At 30.6% G+C, this 12,189-nt stretch carries 14 protein-coding genes; 7 read left to right on the top strand and 7 right to left on the bottom strand.

The window, feature by feature from the left end:
- Positions 1-12: 12 nt before the first annotated feature.
- Complete coding sequence (locus BTO16_RS16740) at positions 13-309, bottom strand: isoamylase early set domain-containing protein (protein WP_105022786.1); 297 nt, start codon at positions 307-309, stop codon at positions 13-15.
- A 304-nt stretch (positions 310-613) separates the two neighbouring features.
- On the opposite strand from BTO16_RS16740, the gene BTO16_RS16745 reads away from it, so the two are divergent.
- Complete coding sequence (locus BTO16_RS16745; RefSeq protein ID WP_105022787.1) at positions 614-1,105, top strand: dihydrofolate reductase; 492 nt, start codon at positions 614-616, stop codon at positions 1,103-1,105.
- Here the strand turns inward: BTO16_RS16745 and BTO16_RS16750 are convergent.
- A complete protein-coding gene (locus tag BTO16_RS16750) occupies positions 1,098-1,532 on the bottom strand; it encodes a DUF6146 family protein (RefSeq protein ID WP_105022953.1) in 435 nt (144 codons plus the stop codon). The genes BTO16_RS16745 and BTO16_RS16750 overlap by 8 nt on opposite strands.
- A gap of 100 nt (positions 1,533-1,632) precedes the next feature.
- Between BTO16_RS16750 and BTO16_RS16755 the strand changes: the two genes are divergently transcribed.
- From BTO16_RS16755 to BTO16_RS16770, 4 genes are read left to right on the top strand one after another with little or no spacing between them, the layout of a single operon-like run.
- Positions 1,633-2,979: a M24 family metallopeptidase gene (locus BTO16_RS16755; RefSeq protein WP_105022788.1), complete on the top strand. Its 1,347-nt coding sequence runs from the start codon at positions 1,633-1,635 to the stop codon at positions 2,977-2,979.
- On the top strand, positions 2,980-3,540 hold the full coding sequence (locus BTO16_RS16760) for a DNA-3-methyladenine glycosylase I (RefSeq protein WP_105022789.1): 561 nt from the start codon (positions 2,980-2,982) through the stop codon (positions 3,538-3,540).
- Positions 3,537-4,298 carry a hypothetical protein gene (locus BTO16_RS16765; RefSeq protein WP_105022790.1) on the top strand — a complete coding sequence of 254 codons (762 nt, stop codon included), beginning with the start codon at positions 3,537-3,539 and terminating at the stop codon, positions 4,296-4,298. The genes BTO16_RS16760 and BTO16_RS16765 overlap by 4 nt, the downstream gene beginning before the upstream one ends.
- Before the next feature lie 11 nt (positions 4,299-4,309).
- On the top strand, positions 4,310-5,233 hold the full coding sequence (locus tag BTO16_RS16770; protein ID WP_105022791.1) for an ion channel: 924 nt from the start codon (positions 4,310-4,312) through the stop codon (positions 5,231-5,233).
- On the opposite strand, the gene BTO16_RS16775 is transcribed toward BTO16_RS16770, so the two are convergent.
- On the bottom strand, positions 5,230-5,436 hold the full coding sequence (locus BTO16_RS16775) for a hypothetical protein (protein ID WP_105022792.1): 207 nt from the start codon (positions 5,434-5,436) through the stop codon (positions 5,230-5,232). The genes BTO16_RS16770 and BTO16_RS16775 overlap by 4 nt on opposite strands.
- Positions 5,437-5,535: 99 nt before the next feature.
- Here BTO16_RS16775 and BTO16_RS16780 point away from each other — a divergent pair, with 99 nt between their 5' ends.
- Together BTO16_RS16780 and BTO16_RS16785 are read left to right on the top strand one after the other, a co-directional pair.
- The gene (locus BTO16_RS16780; RefSeq protein ID WP_105022793.1) at positions 5,536-6,258 is read left to right on the top strand and encodes an SDR family NAD(P)-dependent oxidoreductase; all 723 of its coding nucleotides are present in this window, start codon (positions 5,536-5,538) and stop codon (positions 6,256-6,258) included.
- A 161-nt stretch (positions 6,259-6,419) separates the two neighbouring features.
- The gene (locus BTO16_RS16785) at positions 6,420-6,806 is read left to right on the top strand and encodes a pyrophosphohydrolase domain-containing protein (RefSeq protein WP_105022794.1); all 387 of its coding nucleotides are present in this window, start codon (positions 6,420-6,422) and stop codon (positions 6,804-6,806) included.
- A 60-nt stretch (positions 6,807-6,866) separates the two neighbouring features.
- Here the strand turns inward: BTO16_RS16785 and BTO16_RS16790 are convergent, their stop codons facing one another.
- The 4 genes from BTO16_RS16790 to BTO16_RS16805 all read right to left on the bottom strand — a co-directional run bounded on the left by BTO16_RS16790 (position 6,867) and on the right by BTO16_RS16805 (position 12,175).
- On the bottom strand, positions 6,867-8,711 hold the full coding sequence (locus BTO16_RS16790; protein WP_105022954.1) for a PLP-dependent aminotransferase family protein: 1,845 nt from the start codon (positions 8,709-8,711) through the stop codon (positions 6,867-6,869).
- A gap of 254 nt (positions 8,712-8,965) precedes the next feature.
- Positions 8,966-10,825, bottom strand: a complete 1,860-nt coding sequence (locus tag BTO16_RS16795; protein WP_105022795.1) for an LruC domain-containing protein — start codon at positions 10,823-10,825, stop codon at positions 8,966-8,968.
- 500 nt (positions 10,826-11,325) lie between these two features.
- On the bottom strand, positions 11,326-11,559 hold the full coding sequence (locus tag BTO16_RS16800) for a hypothetical protein (RefSeq protein ID WP_105022796.1): 234 nt from the start codon (positions 11,557-11,559) through the stop codon (positions 11,326-11,328).
- A complete protein-coding gene (locus BTO16_RS16805; RefSeq protein WP_105022797.1) occupies positions 11,552-12,175 on the bottom strand; it encodes a thiamine diphosphokinase in 624 nt (207 codons plus the stop codon). The genes BTO16_RS16800 and BTO16_RS16805 overlap by 8 nt, the downstream gene beginning before the upstream one ends.
- Positions 12,176-12,189: the final 14 nt, after the last annotated feature.

Genomic DNA, 12,189 nt, shown 5'->3' on the forward strand with positions numbered 1-12,189 from the left:
ATTAAAAATATATTACAACTCTAAAACAGCATTTTCTGCACCTGCATAGTCATTCCATGAAAAAGAATCTGCTTCATCATCATTTACAAATACACCATCAACTAGGTATCTAAACTCGTAAGAAGTATTAGACTCTAAATCAACAGTACCTTTAAATGTTCCGTTTTTTAATTTTTTAAGAGGAGTTGCTTTGTCATTCCATTCATTAAAACTACCTACTACTGCAACATTTTTAGCTTCCTCTGCAGCCAACATAAAAGTTACTTTACAGACTGGTTTGCTTTTTAAAAATTGTTTTTTAATTGCCATAATTTATTAATTATAAATTCGTTGGTAAAAATATAGAAGAGTTTATAGTTAACAAACATTATTCAATAGTAATGACAAAGAATTATTAAATTGTCAATTTTATACGAGTAAATCTTCTGTTTTCTAAATAAAATAGAATTAAAATTATTGTATATCTAAATTTGAAACATCCCTTTTTGCTTGATTTTCAGTTATTTTACCCCGAAAACGTATTCGTAAAACCTATTTTTTAGACTAAAAAGTAGTAAAAACGTCAAATCTCAAAACATTTGACTTATTTTTGTGTAAAATCGATAGTAAATTTATGATTACAATAATTGCTGCAATTGCAAAAAATAATGCGCTAGGTAAAGACAACGATTTAATTTGGTATTTACCTGCGGATTTAAAACGTTTTAAAAATATTACTTCTGGTCATCATATTTTAATGGGTAGAAATACTTTTGAATCTATTGGTAAACCTTTACCAAATAGAACAACTATTATTATTTCTAGAAATGATAAGTATCTTAAAGAAGGATGTTTAACTACCAACAGTTTAGAGAAAGCGATTGAGCTTGCTAAAGAAGATCAAGAAATTTATATAATTGGCGGCGCACAAATTTATAAGTATGCTATGGAGAATAAGCTTGTAGATGCCCTAGACATTACCTTAGTGCATCATGAATTTGAAGCCGATGTTTTTTTTCCAGAAATAGATTTAAAAATCTGGAAAGAGGTTTCTAGAGAAGACTTTAAAGCGGATGAAAAAAATAAATTTGATTACAGTTTTGTAAGCTATAGAAAAGTTAATTAATTCTATTACTTCTAAACCCGCCACCTAAATTCATTTTATATTTTTGTTGTGCAAACAAAAAATAATTAAAAAGCTTGTAATTTACCTCGTACCCATAATCTGTATATAGCTGATAATCAATAATATTTTCATAGATATTAGCATCAAATTGCATCGAACTTATAGCTCTATTATTCCATTCTTGCACCCAAATTCTATTTCTAGTTTCTAAATAATCTTGAGTATAAAAACCTTCAGGTTGCGCAATAGCATTTAAATAATAGGTAAAACCAGGATCGATAATTGTAATTTCGTATTCTAGACTATCGTTGGCAATTACAACAGGTTCTTCTTTTTCTATGTTTTTATTATTTATGGGTGATGCCCCACAAGCCCAGAAAAAGCTGCCAACAATAAATAGAAGTATAACTTGTTTTAAAAGTTTCATAATCAGAAGTTTTATACTACGTAAAGTTGCAAAAATTATTCCAAAAACCATTGCTTTTTAAATCTTTTAACATTAATTTTAAAAATTAAAATCAAAAAAAATGAAGTTTAAAATTTTAGTAATTTTCATTCTAATGATTTCTTTTTCTTGTTCCAAAAAATCAGAAGAAATAAATCAATATTTAATTTTAAATGAAAAAGATAGAGCAACTTTAAAAGATGAAATTTTAGAAGACAGATTTACAAACCTACTTCCAAAATTAATGGACACATCAGAAATTGATATGTGGCTTTTAATTTCTAGGGAATATAATGAAGACCCAGTTTTAAAAACGATGTTGCCAGCAACTTGGCTAAATGCCCGAAGAAGAACCATTATTGTTTTTTATAGAAACAAAGAAAAAAATACTTTAGAAAGATTGGCGGTTGCAAGATATGATATTGGTAACAGCATAAAATCTGCTTGGAATAAAGAACAAGAACCAGATCAATGGAAAGCCTTAGCAAAAATCATTAAAGAAAGAAATCCGCAGAAAATAGGAATTAATTTTTCTAAACATTTTGCACTAGCGGATGGTTTGGTGAAAACAGATTATGATGAATTAAAAGAAAATTTACCAGAAGAAGCTTCCTTAAAATTAGTTTCTGCAGAAAAATTAGCAATTGCTTGGATAGAAACAAGAACAGAAAAAGAGCTAGAGTTATTTAGAAATTTAGTGAAAATTACGCATACTATTATTGAGGAAGCTTTTTCCGAAAACACCATTATACCTGGTAAAACTACCACAGAAGATGTCGTTTGGTTTTTACGTCAAAAAGTAACCGATTTAGGTTTAGAAACGTGGTTTCATCCAACAATAGATGTACAAAGAAATACGAAAGCATTAAAATCTCATATAGCATCTTTTTCGAAAGGAGAAGCGGAAGAAACGATTCACAAAGGTGATTTGTTGCACTGCGATTTTGGTATCACGTACATTGGTTTAAATACAGATTGTCAGCAACACGCGTATGTTTTAGATGATGGTGAAAATGAAGTTCCTACATTTTTAGTAGCAGCTTTAAAAAAGGGAAATAGATTACAAGATATTTTAACCAGCAATATGAAATCTGGAAATACTGGAAATGAAATATTAGCAGCTTCTTTATCCGAAGCAAAAAAGGAAGGTTTAGTTCCGTCTATTTACACACATCCTTTAGGCAAATACGGTCACAGTGCAGGTACAACGATTGGAATGTGGGATTCTCAAGACGGCGTTCCTTTTACCGGCGATTATCCTTTGAAAAAAAATACTGTGTACGCAATTGAGTTAAATACAACGGTTACCATAAAAGAATGGCAAAAAGATATTAGAATTATGTTAGAAGAAGCTGGTTTTTTTGGTGACGATGTTTTTGAATATGTAAACAAAAGGCAAACGGCAATAATACCTATAAAAACAAAATAAATGCAGCACAGATGTTTTTGGGTTACCGATAGTAAATTGTATCAAGAGTATCATGATCAAGAATGGGGTCAGCCTGTTATTGATGATGAAACTTTGTTTGAGTTTTTAATTTTAGAAACTTTTCAAGCGGGATTAAGTTGGATTACCATTTTAAATAAAAGAGAAAATTTTAGAAAAGCTTTTGATAACTTTGATTATAAAAAAATTGCAAAATATCCAGAAAGCAAGTACGAATCTTTGTTGTTAGATGCAGGAATTATTAGAAATAAATTAAAAATAAGAAGTGCTATTACCAACGCACAATTATTTATCGATATTCAACAAGAATTTGGTTCTTTCTCTAAATTTATTTGGTCTTATGTTGATGGTAAACCAATTGTTAATAAATTCAAAAAAAGAGCAGAAGTGCCAGCAACAACTTCTTTATCTGATAAAATTTCGAAAGATTTAAAAAAACGCGGATTTAAATTTATGGGTTCCACGGTAATATATGCATACATGCAAGCGGTTGGGTTGGTAAACGATCACACCACAGACTGTTTTAAACACCCAGCTGAATGAGTGTTTTTAAAATCCCCAAAGTAGATTTAAAAAAAATAGTTTCAGTCTTTATTAGAGAAATTGGACTTTTTGTTTTTATGGTTTTTGTCTTGTTTTTTGACAGCATTTATTTTTCAGAGAACGTTAAGGAAGTTCAAAATATCCTAAATTTTTTAATGATTGTTGGTTTTTTTATCATGTATTTTAGAACCGTTAAAAGAGTTCAAGAATTAATGATTTATGCTGTTATTATTGGGTTTTTAGGCGAATATTTTTTCTCTAAGTATCTAGGGATGTACACCTATAGATTAGAGAATATACCTTTATACGTGCCTTTTGGTCATGCCGTTTTATTCGCTAGAGTTTTTAGATTTAGTAAAGTGTCATTGGTAAGAAAGTACCATAAAAGTATCGAACAATTTTTTGGGATTCTAATTCTACTTTTTGCAAGTATCTATTTACTTTTTTTTGCGGATATTTTTGGTTTTGTGATGACAATTTGCGTATTTCTATTACTATGGAAAAGACCAAAGGATAGATTATTTTTCTTTACAATGTATTTTTTGGTAGCCATTTTAGAAATAGGAGGAACCGCTTTTGGATGTTGGAAATGGCCAAATATAGCTTTTGATAGCTTCGAGTTTCTACCAAGTAACAATCCGCCAAGCGGCATTAGTTTATTCTATTTTTTGCTAGATGTTGGATGTTTTGTAATGTATACACAAAGAAATAAAATGGCTTGGTTTAGATTAAAGAATAGTAGAAAATTGAATTCTTAATTATTTTACAAATGGCAAAAAAGACAAAAGATCCAGGTTTTGGTTACAATTCTAAAGAGAATGCTAAAAGTATTTTAAATCATGATGGTAGTAGCAACGTATTTCATCTTAATAGAAAAAGAAATATAAATGACGTTTATATCTTTTTTATAGATATTTCTTGGGGGCAATTTTTTTTGTTGATAATTGCTGCATACGTTTTTATAAATATTTTCTTCGGATTGATGTATGTTGCAATTGGTATTGAAGAAATTACACAATCGAAGGGTACTTTTTTTTCAGACTTTTTAAACGGATTCTTTTTTAGCGCACAAACATTAACAACTGTAGGTTATGGAGGAATTGCACCAGAAGGAATTGCATCAAACTTAATAGCAGCTTTTGAAGCGATGATTGGTCTGTTAAGTTTCTCGTTTATTACGGGTTTATTATATGGACGTTTTTCGAAACCAAAAGCATCTTTAAAGTTTAGTGAAAATCTAATTTTAAGAGATTTTAAAGAAGGGCGTGCACTAATGTTTAGATTTATGAATAGTAGAAAAACGGTAATGATAGAACCAGAAATTACGGTTACATTATCGATTACAGAGAAAGATGAAAAAGGCGATTTTAAAAGCGATTTTTATACTTTAAATTTAGAACGGAATAAAATTATGTACATGCCCACAATTTGGACAATTGTTCATGAAATTGATGAAGAAAGTCCGTTGTTTAAATATACAAAAGACGAAATAAAAAACTTAGACGCACATTTGTATTTGCTAATCAATTATCACGAAGAGTCTTTTTCTCAAAAAGTATATCAAATTTACACTTACGATTTCGAGGATTTACTTTTAGATGTAAAATATGTGTCTTCTTCTACGTTTGATAAGGAAGGATTCACCGTTTTAGACCATCATAAATTGAGCACGATCGAAAAATTAAATGTTTAATTTCCAAATATAAGTCGGATAGCTATAAATACGGCAATGATTAATCCGCCATAAATAGCTACTTTTTTGCCAGCATTTTTGTAATACCGCGCATGATTTTTACCATCTGCTTTATAGCTCCAAACAATTAGTGCTCCAAAAGCAAGCACAAAGAAAATAATAAAAATGATTCTTCCTGTAGTAAAATATGCACCTAAAAACATAGTTTGTAACCTTTTATAAGTTTTGAATTATTAGATTTTATGAAGCTTCTTTGTATCATAAAGTTTCTATATATTGTTACTTGCAAAATTACAAATTAAATGAAGAACGCCATCGTTTTTGGAGCAACTTCTGGTATCGGAAAATCAATAACCAAAATTTTAGTAAAAGAAGGTTATAAAGTTGCTATTACAGGAAGAAGATTAGAAAAGTTAGAAGAACTAAAAAAGGAATTTCCAGATCATATTTTGGTAAAACAAAACGATATTCAGCAAATAGAAGATGTTGAAAAAGTTTTTTATGAAATTGTGTCAGAATTTAAAACTATAGATTTAGTAATACAATCTTCTGGAGTTGGTTTTGTAAATCCTAAACTAGATTGGAACAAGCAACAGCAAACAATAGTAACCAATGTTTTGGGTGTTACAAAATTATATGTGTTGGCGTATACACTTTTTAAAGAACAACAATTTGGACATTTAGTAGGCATTTCATCCATAGCATCGATAAGAGGAAGCAGAGCCGCACCAGATTATTTTGCGTCAAAAGCCTATCAGAAATCGTATTTAGAAGGGTTGTACATCAAAACAAAATCAATTAAATCAAAAAAGGTTTTTATAACCGATATTCGCCCAGGATTTGTTGACACACCGATGGCTTTAGGCGATCAATTATTTTGGATGGTGCCTTTAGAAAAAGCAGCAATTCAAATTTATGCGGCAATCAAAAAGAAAAAAAGAGTTGCTTATATCTCTAAACGTTGGCAATTAGTAGCTTGGGTTTTAAAAATTGCACCAGCTTGGGTGTTGAAAAAAATGATGTAGTTGACAGTAATCAATAATCAATAATCAGTGAGCAGTAAACGGTTTTTTCAAAGGATTACTGGCTCTTATATTAAATAAGTTAAAAATTAAATAAAATGTTAGTTTTAGTTATTACGCTTTTGAGCGCGATTGTAAAAGAACATATTAAACTAAAATAAATAATGAAAAGTAAAATAGCAGCGGTTACTAAATTTCACACAGCATTTAAATTAAACATGAATACGAAACCAATAGCAAATATTGGTAAAGATCGAAACTTGCTAAGGTTTAATTTGATGAAAGAAGAGAATGAAGAATATTTAGAAGCTGCAAGTAAAAATGATTTAGTTGAGGTTGCAGACGCTTTAGGAGACATGCTTTATATTTTATGTGGTACAATTATAGAACACGGAATGCAGGATAAAATTGAGGGAGTTTTTAATGAAATTCAGAGAAGTAATATGAGTAAATTGGGTATAGACGGTAAACCAATTTACAGAGAAGACGGTAAAGTTTTAAAAGGGCCAAATTATTTTAAGCCTAATATATATGAGATTTTAGAGAAGTAATTTTGATAATTATTAAAATCAAGCAAAAAAAATTGGAGGCGATTACTACCTCCCGTTTTATTAAATGGTTTCAATAAACTTTAAAAACACTTTTTTATGATGTTCAAGATCTAAATTTGGTGAAAGTGATGCGCGTATAATATAATCCTTATCGCCCTCTTTAGTGGTTCCTTGAGTAGAGGTTGCAGGAATCGTCCAGTAACAACCTTTTAATTGGCCGTAGCTTACACAATACTTGCTCTCATTAGGTATTTCTGTAATCATTAAATTGATTAACTTTAAATTTAAAGCTCTCTTATACGCTTCTTTCTCTTGATCTGTAGCACCTTTAGTAGGCAAATCTAATGAAAATACAGAAGGCGTAAATCCTAGTGATGCCAATTCTTCCGAAACAAAATTAATTTTTGCTGCTGGTAAACTATCGTGGATAAAATTTACAAATTCACGGGTATTTTTATAAGCATCAATAATTCTTTGATTCATAGACGGCAACTGTTTTGCTAATATTTCATATTGCAGATCCGTTGCTTCGTTATCGCAAAGATTTAGATGTAATTCTATCTTTGTCATTAAAGCATCTGTTTTTTTATTACCTACACAATATCCAGCGGTACATTCTCCTCCGCTTGGAAATTTTGATCCACTAGCGTAAGAAATTGCTCGCACTGTTGAGAGTATTTTACCTTCACCTAAAAAGAGAAAATTAGGACAAAATGTTTGATCTAAAATAAAAACTGGGTCAATAGCTAGTTCACCGTTTGCTGTTTTACGAGGCACACTTAGAGCTTCTTTCAATTTTAGAAGATCAGGAACTTCAACCCTTGGGTTTGTTGGTATTTCGGCAATAATATAAGGTACTGCATCTTCGTTTGCAATTTTATTTAGAACAGCATGAATACTTTTTACCATATCATTATCACCATCAACAGGTAAATCTACTACTTCAACATTATCAACACAAGCAGCAACTCGTCTTGCTTGGTCATTTGTGCCGCCATAACAATTTGTTGGAACAATAAACTTTATAGCCTTTCCTTTATGATTTTCTTGCGCATAATGAATTAATCCCATCATAATTGCATATTGAATAGACAATCCGCTAGATGCAACCAACGGTTTTGCTATTGTGCCTGTAACTTCTTTGATTGAATTTAAGACAGCTACTTTGTTTGTTTCATTATTTTTTTTCTGATTTTCAAATGATGACTGTTCTATTAAAGAATTTAAGGCAACAAGACAATTGGCTGGTGTCATTGCAATGGTTTCTCGCCTTCTTACGTGCTGAATTTCTGAGATATAAGTTTCATTTTGTTCGCCATTTATTACTAAAACACTTCCGAGTTTCGCATATACGTTGATGAAAAAATCAATATTTTGAACATTATTGATACTACTAATTGCATCTTGTTCTGAAATAAAAATAGTACTTCCGTTAAATTCAGAAATAGCGTTGGCATTTTCAATTTTTTCTAAATCAAACGTATAACCATAAACTTCTTTTACTATTTCTGCATCAAAAAATGCGGGTAATTTATCAGAATAAAGAATTCGAGTATTTTTATTTAGTAATAAATTTTTTCTAAGAATTGCTAAAACCGGAATTGTTTTTGAAGAAAAACTTATTACATTTTCTGATTTTAGATGGTTTAGTTTAGCAATGCCCCACTCTAATACACAAGATAACGGATGCCCCAAGCGAATGTAGTCATAAGCAGTTGGTAATTCATTTAATGCAGAAGATTCAGAATTATTGTCTAGAAACAGACTTTCAAACTGATTTAAAAACTGAGTTTTAGCTAATTTTTCATCATAAATATCTAGTCTATGAGTTGTTATATTTAACCAACTAGTTGGCATATTTTCTAAAACTACTTTGATATAATTTACTACGCTATTTTTCATCATAATTTCCATATTTAGATAGACCTGCAAGATACATTAATTAGATTTTTTTAAATGTATTGTGTATAATTATGTTTTTGAAGCATGACAGATTTACAAGTTTTTGATTTTTAAAAAGTATAGTGTAACGTTTTTTTTTACGTTATTTAGTTGTTAATAAAGTTTCTAAAATAAGAATAGAAAAAAAACACGCTTCTCTTTTTTTAAAAAGAGAAGCGTGTTTTAGCACTTTAAAAGCGATTACTTTTAAACTATATTTAATTACCAACTTGAGTTGGATAAATCATCCAGTTAGTTCTAAAATCTGAATTTGCTGGATACCAGTCTGCGTAGATACTTCCACTACTTTCTGCCCAGTCTCTAAATACTGTATACGCGTCGGTTATACTTTGATATTCTACGACCCAATCAAATTTTTCTGCAATGTTTATAGCTGATGGAAGATTATCTACAGTAACAAAATAACGTCCGTCAGCAGGAGATGAATCGTCGCTTGATTGTCCAAAATAACTTGAATCAAATAAATCTGAAGGCTCGTAATTTGCTAAGTGTACTTCTTTACCTCTAGAACCAGGTGATCCGTTTACAGAAGTTGCTACAATCATAAATGGATTAAAAGTACCAATATTTAATTCACTAAATGTGATTGCGTTATCAGCTAAAATAATATGTACAACAATAGTTACTGGTTCTGTATACCCATGAGCTAATTGTGTATTTGCACCAGTTCCGCTGGTTGATGTTGGCATAACTCTATAAGTATCATCAAAAACAATGATAGTCGTTTTGCTTTGACCACTTTCAAGTCCGTTACTACCAATATTAAAAACGGTATTGTTTGCTACATCGAAGCCAGTAACAGAAACCACATCGTTAGGGTTTACTGTTGGTAATGTAAATCCGAATCCGTTGTGTGTAGCAGCACCAAATGCTTGAATAGCAAAAGTTGCAGTTATACTTTGCACAACCTCTTGATTATTTTTCTCGATATTAAAGTCATAATCTACCACTAGGTCGTTAAAGTCATAATCTCCTTTAGCGGGCCATAAATCTTCAAAAGCTAATGTTCCTGTATATGAAGGAAGAGGTATTAAAGTTTTGCAATTAAGTAAACTAACAGCTCCTGTAACAGAAAGCATCCTGCCGTTTAATTCGCCGCCATTACCCATAGAAACTGCTCCTGGGTTCGCAATAATATTCCCACTCATTGTTGTAGAGGCAGCCATAGCTATTGCGCCGGTAGCAAGCCAAAACACGTTTTCTGAAGAAGCTCCATTTGTTAAAACCACGGTAGCGCCTGCGGCAGTTGTAAATGCACCTCCAATTTTAAAAATAAATTGTGCGTTGCTGTCTCCTTGCCCATCTAAGGTAAGGGTGCCTGCTATAGACGCTGCACCTGCAACTGCATAAACTCCCGGATTTAATGTTTCAGATCCAAAAGCTGGGGCATGTGATGCATTTGTAGTTACTGTATTTGTTATTTGAGTAACCATATTTTTTAAATCTAAAGATGCTTGTAAAGTAACTTCATTCGCATTTTGAATAATTCCATTTAAAATTGATGGCGGTCCAAAACCAGTTACAGCTCCTAAAGTTGTACCAATATTACCAGTTACATCAGAAACACCTACGTTTGATACAGCTCCTGAGCCAGTATAGAGTGTGAAGTCTGAAATAGATCCAAGTGTAATTTGAGAAACAGCACTTTTTTTAGCTGATTTTAGAGCGGTGTTAAAATTATAGGATAATGCAGATTTACTTACTAAATCTACAGTTGGTCCTTCGGTACCATTATAAATTAGCCTTAATTCATTTATATATGACGGTATAGTGATTAATGTATTTACAGTTCTTGAACCATTATCAGGATATCCCTGAAAATATCTTTTTGTACCAGCACTATTTGTAATGATTAAGGGTTGTATAGCTCCATCATTTGGCAAAACTACAGATACATTTAAGGTTTGCGTAGTTTTCCAATCAAAACTGGCAGGAACTACAAATTTGTCTACCGTTTCACCATCTGGATCTTGTTCCGCGATATATTCTGGTTTTATACAACTATGAAATACAGTTGTTAAGATCAGTAATAAAATAATGATTTTACTATTTTTCATAATATAAGTTTTTTTGTACGCCTCAAAAGTAGTTTTGTTCTTGAAAAAAAATAGGATTAAAAGCCTAAAAGTAGTTTTGTACAGACGAGTGGGGGTTATGGGGGTTAAGTATAGTAAATATATAACTTTTATGTGTAGATAACGTCATTATATTTAAATTATTGAAAAAGAGGTCTTTATTATTTCCTTGTCTTACTTTGCATATAGTTTTTTGTTGTTCTAGAAATTATTTTTTTATAAAATAGTCAGTTAAAGAATAAATTTACAAGTTTGCAAAATGTTATATTTAGACAAAAGACCAATAATTGAACATGATTAATAATTTTTTTTAAAATAGCTGTTTTGATTTTAATATTTTTATCAACAGTCATAAAAGAAGATTGATTTTTTGAATATTAACTAGATTTAAAGGGCGTCTTTTAACAATATCTTAAAGGGTTACAATAGGCTAAACAAAAGGAAACGTAACATAAAATTATTGAAATTAAAAACAGCTTAAACTACGCAACTTCTCCTCGATGCGGTTTTAAAGCATCTCTATAAATTTTCATATCTGTTTCATCAACAACTATAAATGCAGAGAATAACATTGGGTTTTTTTCTTCAACATCAATTTCATGAAAAGTTAAGTTTTCGATGGTTGCAAATTCTTTTAAATGAATAGTGTGATGTTCTGCTGTTTTTTTAGCATCTTCTCCTCTAAAATCCCACAATAATTTTATTTTCTTACTCATTATTTTCTTTTTTATGATTGATGAAAATGAAGAGTTCTCCACTTTCAAAAGTGATTTTTATGTTATTTTTACTTGCTTTATTGCGTGTGCCAATTCTTTTTCCAAAAATTAAATCTTCATTTTTTAAAGAATAGTGTAATCCTTCGGTAGTAATATTTGTTGCTTTTGGAAACGGAACTAACGAAATAATTTGGTCTTTACAATTAGAGATTTCTGTGCTTTTGTCAGCTAAAAAATAACGACTGTAGGTATCAAAAAAAGTAAGATTTAATTTTCCTTTAAATTGAATTGCCGTATGCAAGTTTCCTAAAAAATGATCTTGTTCTTTTCCGCTGGCGCCAAAAACATCAATTTCTGTAAAACCTCTATCTAATAGAATTTGTAGCGTTTTGTCAAAATCTGTAAAATCTTGATTTGGAGTATGAATTACTTCAATATTTTTAGGTATTTCTTGCGATGAATCTAAATCCCCACAAACTAAATCTGGTACAATATTGTTTTCTTCTAAATAATGATAAGCGCCATCGGTTGCGCAAATAAGAGCATAGTTTGATACATCTGGAAGCGTTTCTGGAGCTTCTCCATTTAACAATAGGAAAACTTTTTTTTGTTTCATCAGTGGCAAAAATA

This window comes from Polaribacter glomeratus (assembly GCF_002954665.1).
Taxonomy (GTDB): Bacteria; Bacteroidota; Bacteroidia; order Flavobacteriales; family Flavobacteriaceae; genus Polaribacter; species Polaribacter glomeratus.

What these genes read in the sequence shown, in the direction of transcription:
- BTO16_RS16740 (WP_105022786.1), bottom strand. Translation starts at nt 309, where the DNA reads ATGGCAATTAAAAAACAATTTTTAAAAAGCAAACCAGTCTGTAAAGTA.
- BTO16_RS16745 (WP_105022787.1), top strand. Translation starts at nt 614, where the DNA reads ATGATTACAATAATTGCTGCAATTGCAAAAAATAATGCGCTAGGTAAA.
- BTO16_RS16750 (WP_105022953.1), bottom strand. Translation starts at nt 1,532, where the DNA reads ATGAAACTTTTAAAACAAGTTATACTTCTATTTATTGTTGGCAGCTTT.
- BTO16_RS16755 (WP_105022788.1), top strand. Translation starts at nt 1,633, where the DNA reads ATGAAGTTTAAAATTTTAGTAATTTTCATTCTAATGATTTCTTTTTCT.
- BTO16_RS16760 (WP_105022789.1), top strand. Translation starts at nt 2,980, where the DNA reads ATGCAGCACAGATGTTTTTGGGTTACCGATAGTAAATTGTATCAAGAG.
- BTO16_RS16765 (WP_105022790.1), top strand. Translation starts at nt 3,537, where the DNA reads ATGAGTGTTTTTAAAATCCCCAAAGTAGATTTAAAAAAAATAGTTTCA.
- BTO16_RS16770 (WP_105022791.1), top strand. Translation starts at nt 4,310, where the DNA reads ATGGCAAAAAAGACAAAAGATCCAGGTTTTGGTTACAATTCTAAAGAG.
- BTO16_RS16775 (WP_105022792.1), bottom strand. Translation starts at nt 5,436, where the DNA reads ATGTTTTTAGGTGCATATTTTACTACAGGAAGAATCATTTTTATTATT.
- BTO16_RS16780 (WP_105022793.1), top strand. Translation starts at nt 5,536, where the DNA reads ATGAAGAACGCCATCGTTTTTGGAGCAACTTCTGGTATCGGAAAATCA.
- BTO16_RS16785 (WP_105022794.1), top strand. Translation starts at nt 6,420, where the DNA reads ATGAAAAGTAAAATAGCAGCGGTTACTAAATTTCACACAGCATTTAAA.
- BTO16_RS16790 (WP_105022954.1), bottom strand. Translation starts at nt 8,711, where the DNA reads ATGATGAAAAATAGCGTAGTAAATTATATCAAAGTAGTTTTAGAAAAT.
- BTO16_RS16795 (WP_105022795.1), bottom strand. Translation starts at nt 10,825, where the DNA reads ATGAAAAATAGTAAAATCATTATTTTATTACTGATCTTAACAACTGTA.
- BTO16_RS16800 (WP_105022796.1), bottom strand. Translation starts at nt 11,559, where the DNA reads ATGAGTAAGAAAATAAAATTATTGTGGGATTTTAGAGGAGAAGATGCT.
- BTO16_RS16805 (WP_105022797.1), bottom strand. Translation starts at nt 12,175, where the DNA reads ATGAAACAAAAAAAAGTTTTCCTATTGTTAAATGGAGAAGCTCCAGAA.